Below are 16,270 nucleotides of genomic sequence, written 5' to 3'. Positions count from 1 at the left end.
GGAGGTTTCACCCAGCAGACCCCCAGCTTCGTTTTGGCAGACCATCAATCAACCTCGCCGTCCCGCCCGCCTGCCGCGTCGGCCCCCATCGTGCTGGCCGGGTCCACCGGCGACCTCGGCTTCCGCATTGCCCAAGAACTGCTGAAGCGCGGTGCGGCTGTGCGGGCGCTGGTGCGCCCGGGCAACGTTAAGCCCGAAGTGACGGAATTACAGGACCTCGGAGCCGAAATCGTGGCCGTCGATTTCAGCAGCGTCACGGCCCTCACCAAAGCCTGTGCGGGCGCGGCCTGCATCGTATCGGCGCTGTCGGGCCTGCGTGAGGTGATTGTGGACACCCAAAAGCGCCTGCTCGACGCGGCCGTAGCGGCCGGCGTGCCCCGCTTCATCCCCTCCGATTACTGCATCGACTACACCAAACTCGCCGCCGGCTCCAACCGCAACCTTGACCTGCGCCGCGAGTTCAACCAGCGGCTCGACCAGGCCCCCATCCAGGCCACGTCCATCCTCAATGGCATGTTCACCGACCTGCTCACCGGGCAGGCCCCGGTAGTGCTCTTCGGCCTGAAGCGGGTGCTGTACTACGGCGATGCCGACCAACCCCTCGATTTCACCACCACGGCTAACACCGCCGAGTTCACGGCCGCCGCCGCCCTCGACCCCACCACGCCCCGCTATCTGCGCGTGGCCGGCGAAGTAGCCAGCATCCGGGGCCTGCAAAAAGCCGCCACCTCCGCTACTGGCGAGCCCTTCAAATTGCTGCGCGTGGGCGGCCTGTGGGTGCTGGGCACGATGATAAGCGTGACCAAAACCCTCATGCCCGCCTCTGATGACGTGTTTCCGCCCTGGCAGGGTATGCAGTATCTGCACAACATGTTCACGGGCCAGCCCAAACTCACTCCGCTCGACAACTCCCGCTACCCCGAAATCCGCTGGACGCCGGTGCGTGCAGTGCTGGCCACCCGCAACTAGAACCGCCCCCGCTCCATCCGTTTCCGGGCGGGGCGGGGGCGGCTAAAACCGCAGGCCTTTTCAGGCCCGGGTGGCAAACACTATTCTACTACCAAACGGCTGGTCTGGGTCAGGGCACCGGTTTCCAGCTTCACCAGGTAGATACCCGAGGCGAGGCCTTGCAGGGGCAGGTTCTGGCTTTGCAGGCCAGCGTTCTGGCGCACCGCCGAGAACTGACGCACCGACTGGCCCATCAGGTTCTGCACCGTGATGGCGGCCGTAGCCGTAGCGGGCAGCTCGTAGGAAACGCTCGCGGTTCCCGAGGCGGGGTTAGGCGAAACGGCCAGTTGCAGGATAGCACCGCTAGCCGACTTGGTAGCCAAAGCAGCACCGAACTGGTAAGCGCCGGTTACGTCGTTGAAGCGAACGGTGTAGCGGCCAGCCGTGGGTACCGCAATGTTAGGGCCGCCCATCGTACCGGTAGCGGCCGGGAAGGCAGCGAGTGGCGCGGCAGGTCCGCCCCAGTTTACTGTCCAGGCATTGTCAGCGCGGAACTTTGCTTCGTTGGCCGACAGCTGCATGGTAATCGTCCAGTCGTGGCCGCTGGTGCCGCTTGGGCTCATGGCGGTCGAGTTGTCCCAGCCGGTAGCTGCACCGGTTGGGCTCGTGGCCGTGCCGATAATGCCTATGGTGCCGTATGATGCCGTTTGTGCCATCGACATGGTGGCCGAGAACAGGAAAGCCAGCAGGGAGCCAAACTTGAGCGTAGATTTTTTCATAATGCGTACTATTTGAAAATGTTGGTTGGGAATTGTGCGTCAAAAGTACAGCTGAATTGTGTTTTATTGTACCCGGCGTGATACAATTTTTTTAGCCTGAGCAAAGATGGTTATGTTGTAATATCCTTTACTAAGTTCCTGTATAGCCCGAAAGTAGTTGGCTTGCATACGTTTTCAAAGCATTTTGGAAGTGGTACAAACGTTTGCACTTTAGCTAGGGTAAGGCCAAATAAATAGCGCCATGTGACAAAATAAATTCACTGCTATTTTTTGCTTGTGGTGTAATACGGCGCGGGCGCATGGCCTCTCCCTTATTCAAGCATAATCCCTGGCATTTCGCCGACATTACCAACTTGGCACTGTAAAACCAGATACCCATCCCATTCGGCCATTCCGGCGCGCCGCCCAATTCCAACCCCGCCCCAGTTGCCGAGTACCCCAGGCGTTCTGCCCGCCCCATCCGGCCGCCCGTCGTCCCCCGTGCCCGGCGGGCCCCGATGAAGAAACGGAAGCTTCTGCAGTAGCGTCAGGAACTAAGCTGATTCTTCGTAGTTTTGGATAGTATGAAAGTCGCCCTCGAATTTCCTGACGAAAAAGCTGCCTTTGTGATGGAGTTGCTGCATAGCTTGCCATATATGAAAGCGCGGCCCATACGCTCCAAAACAATGGATGCCACGCAACATCTGGAAAGCAACCCCGCCAATCATGCTCGCGTGCTGGCGGCCATCGAACGGCTCGAAAATGGTCAGGGCGAAGTACACGACCTGATTGATAATGAATAGGACGCTCTGCTGGGCGCCCGAAGCGTGGGAGCAGTACCTCTATTGGCAGCGCACCGACTCCAAGGTTCTGGCAAAAATCAACACGCTGCTGCGCGAGTGCGCCCGTACCCCTTTCGCTGGTACGGGCAAGCCGGAGCCCTTGAAAGGTAATGCCTACAAGGGTTATTTGTCGCGTCGCATCACGCAGGAGCACCGTTTGATTTATAAAGCCGAAGGCGACAACCTGCGCATCGCCCAATGCGGCGAACACTACGGCGACAAATAACCCCGCCGAACGATACGACAGCTTCTGCCCCACGGCCGCCCCCAACCACCCCCCGCCCGCTGTCCCCGCCGCTAGAACGATACCACAGCTTCTGCCCCAACCGCCGCCCCCCGCCCGCTGCTCCCGCCGCTGAAGAGACGGAAGCTTCTGAGGTAGCGTCAAGCAGGCGTTAGGAACTAAGCGGAAACTTTGTAGTTTTGGGTAGTATGAAATACACTCTCGAAATACCTGACCAGGAAGCGGATTTTGTGTTGGAATTCCTGCGGCGTGTGACGTCTGTAAAGCTCACACCAATTCGCGGCAAGGCGGCTAAGCAGGACACCACCGAGTATTTGCTCAGCAGCCCGGCTAATGCCCGCGAATTGATGGAATCTATTGCGCAGGCCCGGCGTGGGGAGGTAGTCAACCACGACTTGCTTTCGGCCGAATGATTCTGAGTTGGACCCCGAAAGCGTGGGAGCATTACTTGTACTGGCAGGAAACCGATAAGGCCGTGCTCCGCAAGCTAAACGACTTATTGCAGGAGTGCTTGCGTACCCCGCGCACTGGCAAGGGCAAGCCCGAAGCGTTGAAAGGGGATTTGCGGGGGTACTGGTCCCGTCGTATCACCGATGAACACCGGTTAGTGTATGAAATAAGCAGCGAGCGGATACTTGTTCTGTATTGCCGCTACCACTACGAGAAGTAGTCGCCCCCACGCCGCTGATACGACAGCTTCTGCCCCACGGCCGCCATCCCGCCCGCCGCTGAGGGATATAAGAGCTTCTGCATAACACAAGCAACGAGAAAAACCCGTGAAGTCGTTTAATTCAGGTTATGAATGTGCTTTCACTTGATTTCGTCGCCTCGTTCGGCGAACGCGACTTATACGTTGCAGAGAGGTACAACTGGACCTTAAAATTCGGTGCTCAATTCTTTGATACTTCCGCACTGAAGAACCGAACAACACTTAGCTGGCTGCCCTTGCTGGAACAAGACTATGCTAATTTTCAGGCGTCCCTTGTTACTGGCCTCTCTCATGTGGGGCCAAACGAGTCTGCGAAACGGCTAGCCGCTTTCCCTGTACAAGACCTGATTCTATTAGGGTTAGCCAGCGGCTCCGGGTATTGGATTGAGTTGGCTCTGCAATGGGTAGGAAAAGTCGGTATATGGCCGGAATTACTGCCAATTCTCCGGTCGTTGTCACTTGATTCTTCTTTTCAACCGATTCGACACCGCGCCAAACGACTTTACTACACTGGCAAGTTGTGACCTAAGCCCCCCGCCCGCTGCCCCCGCCGCTGGAACGATACCACCGCTTCTTCCCCACGGCAGCCCCGCCCCCGCCCGCTGCCCCCGCCACTGGAACGATACCACAGCTTCTTCCCCACAGCCGCCCCCACCGCCGCCCCGCCCGCTGCCCCCGCCGCTGAGCGAAACGGGGGCTTCTGTGTAGCTGCCTCGAACTGATTTCTAAAGTGAAGCGTATCTTAGTAACGATGAAAACGACCTCCCAACCCCTGCCAGATGCTTCAGCATCAGATGTAGTGCTTAGCGAAGCGCGCAAACGGGCTGCATTCAAAGCCCTGCGCCAGCGCTACGAAGCACATGAGAAGGCGACGGGCGTCAAATCCAGCGAGGAGTTCACTAATCTGCAAGCAGGCAAGCGTGCTTGAAGACCGGCATTGCCTGCGGTGCGAGTGCGACCGGCACGGTGGCTACATTGAGTACAGCATCCGGCACCTGCACCCCGATTGGGACGTGCTGACCCAAACCTATGAAATCCGCTCGATGACTGACGACGGGCGGTTCATCTACCACAGCGACTTTCAACTGTTCCCCCTCGGCAGCAGCATTCCGGCTGATTTCAGCCACTACCCGCGCGAAGCAAAGGCCGCACTGTGGCAAGCCATTTTTCGGGTGAAGCGCTATTATCTGGCCACGTTTGAGCCCGATATCGTGCAACACCTCATTAAACAGCCGTTTTCGGTGCCGCAACGCTTTGCCTTCTATCGCCAGCATCTGAGCCTGCCGAACTACGATATCAGCCACGACCGATTCAACATCTGGTACGTGCTCAAAGCAGAGTAGCTAACCTCCCCGGCGCGCCCGCCCCGCCTGCCGCCCCTCACGCGCCCCGTCAGTCCCGCCCGAGCGAAACCACCGCTCTGGAGTAGCTTCCGCTCACGCCCCACCCCCGCCCGCTGCCCCCGCCGCTGAAGGAAACGGGAGCTTCTGTGTAGCTTGCTGCGTGATATTCTCAGAAACATCTTTGATAATGTTCATAACATCTTCCTTTTAAATAATTAAAAAGCTTAGTAAGCAACCTCTACCATGGCAATAAAGAAAGATGCACTAGAAAGCCATTTCAATAGCAGACCTAAAGAGAAATCGATAGCAACAAATTTTGACGAAGCATTTGATATTGGATTTGGAACAGTTAAAGAGGAAATGTCTTTATGGTTTGCTTCGCCATCTAATAGAACAAAGGAAAGATTTGGTTTTCAAAAAGAGGTTTTAGTTATATATAGTCCCTTTCCTAAAACAGATGCGAGAGTATTGAAAGCAATTGACGCTACACTGAAGGTTCAGGACTTTAAAAGCAGGTTAGAAAAGGTAATATTTGTCTTAGTTCATAATGGTGATAAAAAAGAAACAATAGAATTATTTGCTAACAACGTAGACAGGATTATTATACCTATTCAATGCGATGATATATTAAACCCAAATCGGGGAGTCTACTTTTTGCGTAATATTATTTCTGACTATTTAGGTCAGTTTGACTTATTTGGTGTGTCGTCGCCAATAACATCAGACAAGTATTTTTTTGGGAGGGATTCGCTAGTTCAGGCATTGATTACGCGGGTACATGGCTCTAATCAAAGTGCCGGGTTATTCGGCTTGAGAAAAACAGGTAAAACGTCTGTTCTGAAAGCACTACAGAGAAGAACTGAGGCTAGCGCTTCATTGGTTGAATACATAGATTGTGCTAATCCTGGCGTGCATTCATGTCGCTGGTGGCAGCTTCTTGAAAATATTGTTATTAGATTGGTCAATAGTTGTAAACTGAACTATAATAAAATAATTAATATTAATCCAAATTATTCTAAATCAAGCTCAGGCTTGAGATTCTCCAGCGATATAAAAGAGATAATAGCATTTCTGAAAATACAAAGACTAACCATTCTTTTTGATGAAATTGAGTTTATTACACCAGAGTTGAGTGGAGCTTTGGGACAGCATTGGGACCAAGACTTTATTCCATTTTGGCAAACAGTGCGGTCAGTGGTGCAAGAGACAGACGGGATGTTCAATTTTATTGTAACGGGAGTTAATCCGGCTAGCGTTGAGAATCCTTACTTTGGTACATTTCAGAATCCCATATTCCAGTTAGCTAAACCGCATTATTTAGAGCCATTTGATTTGGCATCTGTTAAAAATATGTGCCGTACTATCGGACGGTATTGTGGTCTTCAGTTTGATGAGCAAGTGTATTCATTCTTGCAGAACAACTATGGCGGACATCCGTTTCTAATTCGAATAGCATGCAGCGAGGTACTTAAAAATAATGCTAATAAGCATCCTGAAACTTTGGTTGTGATAACGAATAATTCGTTTGAAATAGCAAGCAAACAGATATTAGGAAGGCTTTCTCAGCCTTTTAAAGATATTATTTTATCATTAATTTGGTGGTACCCTGAAGAGTACGAGCTATTGCAAATACTTGCGAAAGGTGACAGTGAATTTGTCGCTGAATACATAGATGATAATCCAAGCATCGTAGCTAGGTTTGAAAACTACGGCATAACTAACGGAAAATTCGATAATCTACAATTTGCAATTGTAGATTTAAAAGACTTTGTTGCTAAGAACGGTGATGCATTTAGAAAAGCAGTGTCACCTTTTATAAGAGGAGATATTCCACTAGACTTGCTGCCGGAAGTACCTGACCTTGAAGAGTTAGGTAAGCTTTTTTCCAAGCGAGTAAAAGTCGAAGTTGCGTTACGGCGAACTATTTTGCTCTACTTAGGAATGGGCTCTAACTGGGATGATGATATCATTGCTAGTAAAATGATAAGAGGACTAAGCAAGCTTAAAGATAGACCTGAACCAAAGAGCCTTTTCGTTAGCATGAAACCTTCTAAGGTTGCAAATGAGCTTTATACAAATGATTTGAAAGGAATCATAGTTGCGAATTGGGAAGTTTTTCAAACCCTGTTTGAAAATAATAAAACGCGGTTTGAGATGAATATTGATACAATTAATACCGCTAGAAATCTTGAAGCGCATACTAAGCCAATAGAGGTTGCTGATATTGATAATTTTAATAATAGTTACGAGTGGTTGCATAGTAAATTACTGAAAGTGCCGTCGTAGAAGTATTGCTGACAAAAAGTCCGAAATAGGTGTTTTGCTTGTTATTTGCTATGTCATCAGTACCGACTTCCTAACCCGAAGCACCTACACTGAAGACAACGCAACATGGACTTTAAAAACTTCACCATCAAGGCGCAGGAGGCCGTGCAGAAGGCCACCGAAATTGCCGGCGGAAACCAGCAGCAGGCCGTCGAAACCGGCCATTTGCTGAAGGGCATCTTCCAGAGCGACGAGAGCGTCTTCTCGTTTCTGGCCAACAAGCTGGGGGCCAATGGCAACATTCTCACGCCGCGGCTCGATGCCATTGTGGCCGCCTACCCCAAGGTGAGCGGCGGGTCGCCCTACTTCGCCAACGACGCGGCTGCCGCCGTGCAGCGCGCCAACGCCGCCATGAAGGACATGGGCGACGAGTTCGTGTCCATCGAGCACCTGCTGCTGGGCATCCTCTCCGGTCGCGATGCCGTGGCCACGCTGCTCAAAGACACGGGCTTCAACGACAAGGACTTGAAGGCCGCCATTCAGGAGCTGCGCGGCGGGCGCAAAGTCACCAGCCCGAGCGCCGAAGACCAGTACCAGAGCCTGAACCGCTACGCCGTGAACCTCAACGAGCAGGTGCGGCGCGGCAAGATGGACCCCGTGATTGGCCGCGACGAGGAAATCCGCCGCGTGCTGCAAATCCTCTCGCGCCGCACCAAAAACAACCCCGTGCTGCTCGGCGAGCCCGGCGTGGGCAAAACCGCCATCGTGGAGGGCCTGGCCCAACGCATCGTGGCCGGCGACGTGCCCGAAAACCTGCGCGACAAAGTCATCATGAGCCTCGACATGGGCCTGCTCGTGGCCGGGGCCAAGTACAAGGGCGAGTTTGAGGAGCGCCTCAAGGCCGTCATCAAGGAAGTGACCGACTCGGATGGGCAGATTGTGCTCTTCATCGACGAGATGCACACCCTCATCGGGGCCGGCGGCGGGGGCGAGGGCGCCATGGACGCCGCCAACCTGCTCAAGCCCGCCCTGGCGCGCGGCGAACTGCACGCCATCGGGGCCACCACGCTCAAGGAATACCAGAAGTATATCGAGAAGGACAAGGCCCTGGAACGCCGTTTCCAGGCCGTGATGGTGGACGAGCCCACCATCGAGGACGCCATCAGCATCATGCGCGGCATCAAGGAAAAGTACGAGCTGCACCACGGCGTGCGCATCACCGACGACGCCGTGATTGCGGCCGTGGAGCTGAGCGCCCGCTACATCACCGACCGGTTCCTGCCCGACAAGGCCATCGACCTCATGGACGAGGCCGCCGCCAAGCTCCGCATCGAGCTGAATTCCATGCCCGTGGAGCTCGACGAAATCCAGCGCCGCATCATGCAGCTGGAAATTGAGCGCGAAGCCATCCGCCGCGAAGACAACCGCGACCGCGAAGCCATCCTAAGCAAGGAATTGGCCGAGCTGAACGACAAGCGCGACACGTTGAAAGCCCGTTGGGAAGGCGAAAAAGCCGTTTTGACCGGCATCCAAACCCAGAAGGAAGCCATCGAGCAGTTCAAGCTGGAAGCCGAGCAGGCCGAGCGCCAGGGCGATTATGCTCGGGTAGCGGAGCTGCGCTACGGCAAGATTCAGGAAGCCGAAGCCAAGCTGAAAACCCTGCAGGAAGAAGCTGCGGCCAACAAAGACGGCGGCGCCATGCTCCAGGAAGTCGTCACGAGCGAGTCCATCGCCGAAGTGGTGGCCAAGTGGACGGGCATCCCGGTAAGCAAAATGCTGCAATCGGACCGCGAGAAGCTGCTCAACCTCGAAGCCGAGCTGGGCAAGCGCGTGGCGGGGCAGGCGGAGGCCATCGCGGCCATTTCCGATGCCGTGCGCCGCTCCCGTGCCGGCCTGCAAGACCCCAAGCGGCCCATCGGTTCGTTCATTTTCCTGGGCACCACGGGCGTGGGCAAAACCGAGCTGGCCAAGGCCTTAGCCGAATATTTGTTCAACGACGAAAACGCCATGGTCCGCATCGACATGAGCGAGTACCAGGAGCGCCACGCCACCTCGCGCCTGATAGGAGCGCCTCCCGGCTACGTGGGCTACGACGAAGGCGGCCAGCTCACGGAAGCCGTGCGCCGCAAGCCCTACTCGGTGGTGCTGCTCGATGAAATCGAGAAAGCGCACCCCGACGTGTTCAACATCCTGCTGCAAGTGCTCGACGATGGCCGCCTCACCGACAACAAAGGCCGGGTGGCGAACTTCAAGAACACCATTATCATCATGACCTCGAACACGGGCGCCGACATCATCCAGAAGAATTTCAAGGACCTGAACGAGTACAACCACGAGGAAGTGGTGGACCGCACCCGCGACGAAGTGGTGGAGCGCCTCAAGCAGCACATGCGCCCCGAGTTCCTGAACCGCATCGACGAAATCGTCATGTTCCAGCCCCTCAAGCGCAAGGAAATCCGCAAGATTGTCGACATCCAGTTCAAGCAAATCCAGCAGCGCCTGGCCGAAGCCGGCATCCAGCTCGAAGCCACCCCCGAAGTCCTGGATTACCTCGGCGAAGCCGGTTTCGACCCGCAGTTTGGCGCCCGCCCGCTGAAGCGCGTGCTCCAGCGCGTCATTCTGAACGAGTTGTCGAAAGACATTCTCTCCGGCCGCGTGACGAAAGATGCCGTGGTAGAAGCCGTGCTGGAAGACGGCGCGGTGAAGTTCGAGAACGTGGAGATGCCGACGGTGTAATTGTCGGTTTGGAATGGGAAAGCCCCGCTGGCGTGAAGTCGGCGGGGCTTTTTTTGTGTGAAAATAGATGAGAATATCTCATAAATTCAGTGCTAGCACTGATGTAATACGACTTTTGAATGATGAAATTACTAATCAAAATTGTGTCATTAAATTTTATCAAAAATGGGGCCGCAAAACACCAAATCTTTTATGGAGGCCATTAATCAGTCTTATGGCCATTTGCTCAGGTCAGTGCTATTTTTTTCAGCCCTCATTATTGCATTGACATTTTTCTTTCAATCCATAGTAGATAGTGCTGATGTTAGTGCAGAATTTAATAAGGACGGAAGATTGATAATCAATGCAAAAAAATCGAGCTTCCTTTCAGATGAAGATAGGTCATATACCTCTTTCTTGCTGCCAAGTAATGCCGTATGGTTTGATACAGGTCTTGAAATAAAGCCCGAGCAAGAATGTGTATTTAAAATTACCGGGAGAGTGCATTTAGCTGTTCAAAGAATAGTTGAAAGTGCAGCAAATGACAGCAAGTGTCCAATTCCTTGGACAGATGCTAACGGGAATAAATGGGAAGATATCGGTGATACAGATACTCAGCTAAATGCAAAAAAGCAATTGCTTATGAAACCTGGTGATAATATTGGAAATGTAGTTGGGTATTACTTGCCTGTAGATGAAGCTAACCAATTTCAAGAATATTTTACAAAAAATAGGAGTAGTCTAACTACAAACGTATTTGATGTTGGTAGTAGCAAGACAATTCAAAATATGACAGATAAAAAAGTCAGAATATATCTTTGTGTAAATGACGTGTTCCTTGGATTTAATTCTGCTTATCTCACTAAGTCTGAGATGGCTTATTGTGGAGATAAGCCAAATGAGCTAAGGAGTAGCAAATGGATTGAAATAAAAAATAGCAGTTATGACAATCTGTACTTTGATGATAATATAGGTAGTTTTTTGGTGCAAGTAGAGATAAAAAATAAAAAGAAATGATGGTGTAGGCTCCCTAGTATGACGAGCATTTAGCGGTGTATAATTCATTGCGATTGTGCCGCAGTGGTTATGAGTTGGCCAATATTTTCATTACCAAATTAGTGCAAGGCATAGTCTAGCCTGCTTGTTCCGACCTGATTAACGTGGTGTTACCCGCTTCCCGCGCATCCCAGCCTCCATCCAAGCCGGCCCAGCCGCTTCCAGCCTCTCCAACTCCTAGGTAAGCCGCAAAAGGACTTTTTTGCCTTACGTAGGGAGCTAGGGAAGCCGCCCAGGCCGGCTGGAAGAAACTGTCGCTACTTGCGCCGCTGGGGTGGCGGCCGGGGGGCGGGGGGCGTTGTGCTTGTGAAGCTTTTCTACTTGGGAAGTTTGGTGTAGAGCGCTTCCATTTTGATGATGTGCGCCACGACAGAGGCAGCCCATTCAGGTGGTTGACCGATAAGCTGAGGAATAGAGCCCGGCAGGAATTCGGCTACTTCTTCGGGCTGTTCGCCGGAGTTGTCGTACAGTTGCAACCGGTCGAAGAGGCGGTAGCTTCGCTTGAGCAGCGACAGGCCACTGTCGTAACGGTGTTGGATGAGGGCTGCTGGCACATCATGGCCTCCTTCCAATACCCGGCGGATTACCCGCTCCTGGCAATCCCGAACGGAGCGGAGGCACACAAACCGACATTCCAGGCGGTAGCCGGATTTTTGCAGGGAGCCAAACAGCGCGTAATCCCGCTCACTAGCCGCGTTTGTCTCGATAACGAAAGAGGCCCGTTGTTGCAGCCAGCTTTCCATCTCTTGGCGCAGGGCCGCCTCAATGGCGTAAATGTTTACCCCTTGTTGGTACAGATTATCACCGTTTAGGCGGGGCACATCGGCCGCTTCGTGCAGATAAAGCGACGTTTTGCCTGCACCGTTGGGGCCCGCCAATACAAAAACGGTCGGCGCGGATGAAGCCATGCGCGGCTACTCGGCCAACACGCTTACGAAGCCAGTGCCAGGCCATTCCTGCACTAGGCGGCCTTGCCCGTCGCGGTAGCTCAGCGAGGAGTCGGCGGCCTTTGCCCGCGCCCTGACGAACCCGCGAAAGCTCCGTTTGAACTCCGGTGAAGCCACCCGCTCTGCCATGTTTGTCAGGTTGTCAAGCTGCTGCGCAACAACACTGGGATTAATTGCGGATGTAATAGCCATCGGGTTGGGCAAGTAGTTGAAGTTGCAAAGTAACGTCAGCAGCGTGAAGAAAGGTACAGAAGTCCGGGAGATACTCCCGCTACTGGTGCCGCTGGGGTGGCGGCCGGGGCGGGGGGGTGGCGGGGCTGGCGTCAGCAGAAACGCTCGCTACCTAGGCCGCTGGGGTGGCGGTTGGGGCGCGGGGGTGGCGGGCATCACCAATCGGGAGCAGGAACAAAAGAAACTGGTAGCGTTTAAGCATAAGGAAAAAAGGGCGTTGAGAATCGACATAAGTTAGAAAGCACCGCCCCAAATCCGGTACTGTTAGCTTTGCCGCATGGCTTCCGTTTTTCAGACCTACCTGCAACTCGGCTTTCTACACATCTGCACACCGCGCGCGGCCGACCACCTCACATTTTTGCTGGCCCTGTGCGCGCCCTACGTGCTGGCCGACTGGCGGCGCGTACTGGCGCTGGTCACGAGCTTTACGGTGGGGCACTCGCTCACGCTGGCGCTGGCCACCCTGGGCCTGGTGGCTTTTAAGCCGGCTATTACTGAGGCGCTGATTCCGGTCACTATTATGGCCACGGCGCTGTGGAATCTGCGCGGCGCGGGCCAGCTCATCACCCGGCGCGCGTCGGTGCTGGCCGTGGCTCCTAATGCCCTAGCGCTGGGCTTTGGCCTGATTCACGGGCTGGGCTTTTCTAATTATCTGCGGGCTTTGCTCGGCCCAAATAGCCGCCCGGTGGAGGAACTGCTGGCGTTCAATGTGGGCGTGGAGCTGGGCCAAATCCTCATCGTGGCGGCCATTCTGCTGGTCGGAGCGGTGCTGCTGGGCAGCCTGCGCGTAGCCCGGCGCGACTGGCTGCTGACCACCAGCGGCGCGGCCCTGGGCATTGCCGTGGTGCTGCTATTGCAACTGCTGTGGCCCTAGTAGTCCCCACGCAACCTTGACGTAACTTTAGCGACTTTCTCAGCTTTCGCTTTTTCTGATTTTTCTCACTTACGGTTTTTCTATGCGTCGTCTTTTATTCGCCGGTCTGGTGCTGACCGTGGTGGGCCAGCAGGCCGCCACTGCCCAGACCACCAACTCCGGTACCGACAAATTTGCGCAGCTCGAAACGATGCTGCCCACGCCCAACAGCTACCGCACCGCCAGCGGCGCGCCCGGCTCCGACTACTGGCAGCAGCGGGCTGACTATGACATCAAAGTCACCCTCGATGATGCCAAGCAGGCCCTCACCGGCCGCGAGACCATCACCTACACCAACCTCTCGCCCGACGCGCTGCCCTACCTCTGGGTGCAGCTCGACCAGAACATCTTCGAGAAAAACTCCATCGCCAACGCTACGCAGGTGGGCCAGCTGCAGGATAAAATGACGTTCCAGGCGGTGGACGGCATGATGTCGGGCTTCGATGGCGGCTTCAAGATTGAGAGCGTGACCGGCAAGGACGGCCGCGCCCTGCGCACCGTCACCAACAACACCATGATGCGCGTGGACCTGCCCACGCCGCTGCTGCCGCGCCAGGCCGTGTCGTTCAGCGTGAAGTGGCACTACAACATCACCGACCAGTATAAGCAGGGCGGCCGGAGCGGTTTCGAGTACTTCGAAGCCGACAAGAACTACCTCTACGAGATGGCCCAGTTCTATCCCCGCATGGCCGTGTATTCGGATAACCAGGGCTGGCAGCACAAGCAGTTCCTCGGCAACGGCGAATTCACGCTGCCCTTCGGCGACTATAAGGTGAGCATCACTGCACCCGCCGACCACATCGTGGGTGCCACCGGCACGCTGCAAAATGCCGCCCAGGTTCTCACCAGCACGCAGCAGAAGCGCTGGGAACAGGCCAAATCGGCCACCAAGCCCGTGTTGATGGTGACCCAGGACGAGGCCGTGAAAAACGAAAGCAGCCGCGCTACCGGCACCAAAACCTGGACCTACGTGGCCAAAAACGTGCGCGACTTCGCCTGGGCCAGCTCGCGCAAGTTCATCTGGGATGCCATGCAGATTAAGGAGGAAGGCAAGCCCGTGATGTGCATGAGCTACTACCCCAAGGAGGGCAACCCGCTCTGGGGCCAGTACTCAACGCAGGTGGTGGCCCACACCATCAAGACCTACTCGAAATACACCATCCCCTACGCCTACCCCGTTGCCATTTCGGTCCACGGCCCGGTGGGCGGCATGGAGTATCCGATGCTGTGCTTCAATGGCGGCCGGCCCGAAAAGGACGGCACCTACTCGCAGCAGGTGAAATACGGGATGATTTCGGTGATTATCCACGAAGTGGGCCACAACTTCTTCCCCATGATTATCAACTCCGATGAGCGGCAGTGGACGTGGATGGACGAGGGCCTGAACTCCTTCGTGCAGTTCCTGACTGAGCAAGAGTGGGAGCGCAACTACCCATCGCGCCGCGGCGAGCCGCGCAACATAGCGGCCTACATGGCCACCGCCGACAACCTGCAATCGCCGATTATGATTAACTCGGAGTCGGCGCTGCAATTCGGCAACAACGCCTACGGCAAGCCCGCCACCGCCCTCAACATCCTGCGCGAAACCGTGATGGGCCGCGAGCTGTTCGACTACGCCTTCAAGACCTACGCTCAGCGCTGGGCCTACAAGCACCCCACGCCCGCCGACCTGTTCCGCACCATGGAGGACGCTTCGGCCGTGGACCTCGACTGGTTCTGGCGCGGCTGGTTCTACACCACTGAGCACACCGATATTGCCCTCGAATCGGTGAAATCCTACAATGCCAGCACCCGCAACCCGCAGGTCGAAAACGCCCGTTTGCAGCAGCAGAAAGCCGCCGCGCCGCAGTCCATCACCGCCCAGCGCAACGCTACCGACATCCCCAAAACCCTGGTCGACGAGAAGCCCGAGCTGAAGGATTTCTACAACAACTACGACCCCCTGGCCGTGACGCCCGCCGACCAGCAGCGCTATACTGCCATGCTCGGCAGCCTCACGCCCGAGCAGCAGCAGCGCCTCAACGACTCGCAAAGCAACTTCTACGAGCTGAGCCTGCGCAACGTGGGCGGCCTTGTAATGCCCGTCATCGTGCAAATGACCTTCGCCGACAACACCCAGGAAATCCAGACCATCCCGGCCGAAATCTGGCGCAAAAACAACGCCCAGGTTACCAAGGTCATCGTGACCAAGAAGCCCGTTATCAGCTTCGTTATCGACCCTTTCCAGCAAACGGCCGATACGGATTTGAGCAACAACGCTTTCCCGCGCCAGCCCGCCGCTTCGCGCTTCGAACTGTTTGAGCAGCAGCGCCCGCAAGCCCCGGCTAACCCCATGCAGCAGGCCGCCAAAGCCACCAGCCCCATGCAAAAGTTGGAGCAGAAGCCCGGCAGCACCGGGAACTAGCGCCTCGCGTCTGTCACTACGAGTGGAGCGCAGCAATCCGTCCGCTCAAAGCGACAAACCTAAATAATGTGAAAAGCCCCGACTCTGGATTAGAGTTGGGGCTTTTTGTTGAATATGCTTTGTGATTAAAAAGCTTTGCCACATCTCAAGGGCTGGTCGCATTGAGCGGACGGATTGCTGCGCTCCACTCGCAATGACAGACGGCCGAATTAGGCCTTGATATTCGACGCCTCGCCGCCCACCATGCGCGACACCAACCCGTGGTCTTCCGTCGTCTCGGCCCACACCACGCCCACCACATGAATCACGATGAATCCCATAACCAGGTACATGGTGAAATTGTGGGTTTCCATCGCCAGATGATGGATGCCCTTCAGCCAGGAAACATCCTCGTAAATCATAATTACGCCAGTTGTCACCATGATGGTGAGGAAGACGTAAAATAGCGCGTAAGTGGTTTTGGCAAACAGAATCTTACCGGCCTTGCTCTTATCCGCTGGTGGGGCGAGGCGGTAGCGACGCAGGATTTCCATAAGCCGCGCCGAGAAGCGCAGCTCCGACGGCCCCGTGAGCTGCAAACCCAGCCGCAGTACCCACAGCGCCACCAGCGCCCAGCCGAAGTAAATGTGCCACTCCCAGATGCGCTCGCTGATGATGTGGGCAAAAGCGCCGCCCTGTTTCGTGGTTATCGTGATGTTGGCCTTGCTCATGGCCTGCTGAAACTCTGGCACCGCCGACCGGGAATTAACTATCACCTTCTGAAACAGAATGGTAATCAATTGCAGGCTAATCAATAATGCATTGGCCCAGTGCCAAAACCGCAACGGGGCGCGGTAGTCCTTGATTGGTGCTTCGACGGCGGGGGCAATGGTTGGGTTCATAGCGGCGGGGAGGA

The 16,270-nt window shown here is 55.1% G+C and carries 17 protein-coding genes; 13 read left to right on the top strand and 4 right to left on the bottom strand.

The genetic code is table 11. From position 1 onward, the window contains the following. Positions 1-33: 33 nt before the first annotated feature. On the top strand, positions 34-969 hold the full coding sequence (locus ACVWYF_RS15140; RefSeq protein ID WP_457069440.1) for an NmrA family NAD(P)-binding protein: 936 nt from the start codon (positions 34-36) through the stop codon (positions 967-969). Positions 970-1,049: 80 nt separating this feature from the next. Here ACVWYF_RS15140 and ACVWYF_RS15135 read toward each other — a convergent pair whose 3' ends face one another. Beyond that, on the bottom strand, positions 1,050-1,727 hold the full coding sequence (locus ACVWYF_RS15135; protein WP_457069438.1) for a T9SS type A sorting domain-containing protein: 678 nt from the start codon (positions 1,725-1,727) through the stop codon (positions 1,050-1,052). A gap of 563 nt (positions 1,728-2,290) precedes the next feature. On the opposite strand from ACVWYF_RS15135, the gene ACVWYF_RS15130 reads away from it, so the two are divergent. The 10 genes from ACVWYF_RS15130 to ACVWYF_RS15085 all read left to right on the top strand — a co-directional run bounded on the left by ACVWYF_RS15130 (position 2,291) and on the right by ACVWYF_RS15085 (position 10,841). After that, on the top strand, positions 2,291-2,509 hold the full coding sequence (locus ACVWYF_RS15130; protein ID WP_457069436.1) for a hypothetical protein: 219 nt from the start codon (positions 2,291-2,293) through the stop codon (positions 2,507-2,509). Continuing rightward, positions 2,502-2,774, top strand: coding sequence for a Txe/YoeB family addiction module toxin (locus tag ACVWYF_RS15125; protein ID WP_457069434.1), 273 nt, complete (start codon positions 2,502-2,504; stop codon positions 2,772-2,774). The genes ACVWYF_RS15130 and ACVWYF_RS15125 overlap by 8 nt, the downstream gene beginning before the upstream one ends. 206 nt (positions 2,775-2,980) lie before the next feature. Continuing rightward, the gene (locus tag ACVWYF_RS15120; protein WP_457069432.1) at positions 2,981-3,205 is read left to right on the top strand and encodes a hypothetical protein; all 225 of its coding nucleotides are present in this window, start codon (positions 2,981-2,983) and stop codon (positions 3,203-3,205) included. Further along, positions 3,202-3,462: a Txe/YoeB family addiction module toxin gene (locus ACVWYF_RS15115; RefSeq protein ID WP_457069430.1), complete on the top strand. Its 261-nt coding sequence runs from the start codon at positions 3,202-3,204 to the stop codon at positions 3,460-3,462. Before ACVWYF_RS15120 ends, ACVWYF_RS15115 begins: the two co-directional genes overlap by 4 nt. 128 nt (positions 3,463-3,590) lie before the next feature. After that, positions 3,591-4,025, top strand: coding sequence for a hypothetical protein (locus ACVWYF_RS15110; protein WP_457069428.1), 435 nt, complete (start codon positions 3,591-3,593; stop codon positions 4,023-4,025). Between the two features lie 227 nt (positions 4,026-4,252). Continuing rightward, positions 4,253-4,429 (top strand): hypothetical protein, encoded by a 177-nt coding sequence (locus ACVWYF_RS15105; protein ID WP_457069426.1) that lies wholly within the window; start codon positions 4,253-4,255, stop codon positions 4,427-4,429. After that, complete coding sequence (locus ACVWYF_RS15100) at positions 4,422-4,844, top strand: hypothetical protein (RefSeq protein WP_457069424.1); 423 nt, start codon at positions 4,422-4,424, stop codon at positions 4,842-4,844. Before ACVWYF_RS15105 ends, ACVWYF_RS15100 begins: the two co-directional genes overlap by 8 nt. A 243-nt stretch (positions 4,845-5,087) precedes the next feature. After that, positions 5,088-7,130 carry a hypothetical protein gene (locus ACVWYF_RS15095; RefSeq protein ID WP_457069422.1) on the top strand — a complete coding sequence of 681 codons (2,043 nt, stop codon included), beginning with the start codon at positions 5,088-5,090 and terminating at the stop codon, positions 7,128-7,130. A gap of 105 nt (positions 7,131-7,235) precedes the next feature. Next, positions 7,236-9,845: an ATP-dependent chaperone ClpB gene (gene clpB, locus ACVWYF_RS15090; protein ID WP_457069420.1), complete on the top strand. Its 2,610-nt coding sequence runs from the start codon at positions 7,236-7,238 to the stop codon at positions 9,843-9,845. A 264-nt stretch (positions 9,846-10,109) separates the two neighbouring features. After that, complete coding sequence (locus tag ACVWYF_RS15085) at positions 10,110-10,841, top strand: hypothetical protein (RefSeq protein WP_457069418.1); 732 nt, start codon at positions 10,110-10,112, stop codon at positions 10,839-10,841. A gap of 356 nt (positions 10,842-11,197) precedes the next feature. On the opposite strand, the gene ACVWYF_RS15080 is transcribed toward ACVWYF_RS15085, so the two are convergent. Both ACVWYF_RS15080 and ACVWYF_RS15075 read right to left on the bottom strand, forming a co-directional pair. Then, positions 11,198-11,788 (bottom strand): hypothetical protein, encoded by a 591-nt coding sequence (locus tag ACVWYF_RS15080; protein ID WP_457069416.1) that lies wholly within the window; start codon positions 11,786-11,788, stop codon positions 11,198-11,200. 6 nt (positions 11,789-11,794) lie between these two features. Then, entirely contained in the window at positions 11,795-12,019 is a 225-nt protein-coding gene (locus tag ACVWYF_RS15075) for a hypothetical protein (RefSeq protein ID WP_457069414.1), read from the bottom strand. 316 nt (positions 12,020-12,335) lie between these two features. On the opposite strand from ACVWYF_RS15075, the gene ACVWYF_RS15070 reads away from it, so the two are divergent. Next, positions 12,336-12,932 carry a HupE/UreJ family protein gene (locus ACVWYF_RS15070; protein WP_457069412.1) on the top strand — a complete coding sequence of 199 codons (597 nt, stop codon included), beginning with the start codon at positions 12,336-12,338 and terminating at the stop codon, positions 12,930-12,932. An 82-nt stretch (positions 12,933-13,014) separates the two neighbouring features. Next, the gene (locus tag ACVWYF_RS15065) at positions 13,015-15,375 is read left to right on the top strand and encodes a M1 family metallopeptidase (protein WP_457069410.1); all 2,361 of its coding nucleotides are present in this window, start codon (positions 13,015-13,017) and stop codon (positions 15,373-15,375) included. 209 nt (positions 15,376-15,584) lie between these two features. On the opposite strand, the gene ACVWYF_RS15060 is transcribed toward ACVWYF_RS15065, so the two are convergent. Then, positions 15,585-16,256 carry a cytochrome b/b6 domain-containing protein gene (locus tag ACVWYF_RS15060; RefSeq protein ID WP_457069408.1) on the bottom strand — a complete coding sequence of 224 codons (672 nt, stop codon included), beginning with the start codon at positions 16,254-16,256 and terminating at the stop codon, positions 15,585-15,587. Positions 16,257-16,270: the final 14 nt, after the last annotated feature.

It is taken from the genome of Hymenobacter sp. UYAg731, assembly GCF_054061335.1.
This window is presented reverse-complemented; position numbering and strand designations above follow the sequence as displayed.

What these genes read in the sequence shown, in the direction of transcription:
- ACVWYF_RS15135 (WP_457069438.1), bottom strand. Translation starts at nt 1,727, where the DNA reads ATGAAAAAATCTACGCTCAAGTTTGGCTCCCTGCTGGCTTTCCTGTTC.
- ACVWYF_RS15130 (WP_457069436.1), top strand. Translation starts at nt 2,291, where the DNA reads ATGAAAGTCGCCCTCGAATTTCCTGACGAAAAAGCTGCCTTTGTGATG.
- ACVWYF_RS15125 (WP_457069434.1), top strand. Translation starts at nt 2,502, where the DNA reads ATGAATAGGACGCTCTGCTGGGCGCCCGAAGCGTGGGAGCAGTACCTC.
- ACVWYF_RS15120 (WP_457069432.1), top strand. Translation starts at nt 2,981, where the DNA reads ATGAAATACACTCTCGAAATACCTGACCAGGAAGCGGATTTTGTGTTG.
- ACVWYF_RS15115 (WP_457069430.1), top strand. Translation starts at nt 3,202, where the DNA reads ATGATTCTGAGTTGGACCCCGAAAGCGTGGGAGCATTACTTGTACTGG.
- ACVWYF_RS15110 (WP_457069428.1), top strand. Translation starts at nt 3,591, where the DNA reads ATGAATGTGCTTTCACTTGATTTCGTCGCCTCGTTCGGCGAACGCGAC.
- ACVWYF_RS15105 (WP_457069426.1), top strand. Translation starts at nt 4,253, where the DNA reads ATGAAAACGACCTCCCAACCCCTGCCAGATGCTTCAGCATCAGATGTA.
- ACVWYF_RS15095 (WP_457069422.1), top strand. Translation starts at nt 5,088, where the DNA reads ATGGCAATAAAGAAAGATGCACTAGAAAGCCATTTCAATAGCAGACCT.
- clpB (WP_457069420.1), top strand. Translation starts at nt 7,236, where the DNA reads ATGGACTTTAAAAACTTCACCATCAAGGCGCAGGAGGCCGTGCAGAAG.
- ACVWYF_RS15080 (WP_457069416.1), bottom strand. Translation starts at nt 11,788, where the DNA reads ATGGCTTCATCCGCGCCGACCGTTTTTGTATTGGCGGGCCCCAACGGT.
- ACVWYF_RS15075 (WP_457069414.1), bottom strand. Translation starts at nt 12,019, where the DNA reads ATGGCTATTACATCCGCAATTAATCCCAGTGTTGTTGCGCAGCAGCTT.
- ACVWYF_RS15070 (WP_457069412.1), top strand. Translation starts at nt 12,336, where the DNA reads ATGGCTTCCGTTTTTCAGACCTACCTGCAACTCGGCTTTCTACACATC.
- ACVWYF_RS15065 (WP_457069410.1), top strand. Translation starts at nt 13,015, where the DNA reads ATGCGTCGTCTTTTATTCGCCGGTCTGGTGCTGACCGTGGTGGGCCAG.
- ACVWYF_RS15060 (WP_457069408.1), bottom strand. Translation starts at nt 16,256, where the DNA reads ATGAACCCAACCATTGCCCCCGCCGTCGAAGCACCAATCAAGGACTAC.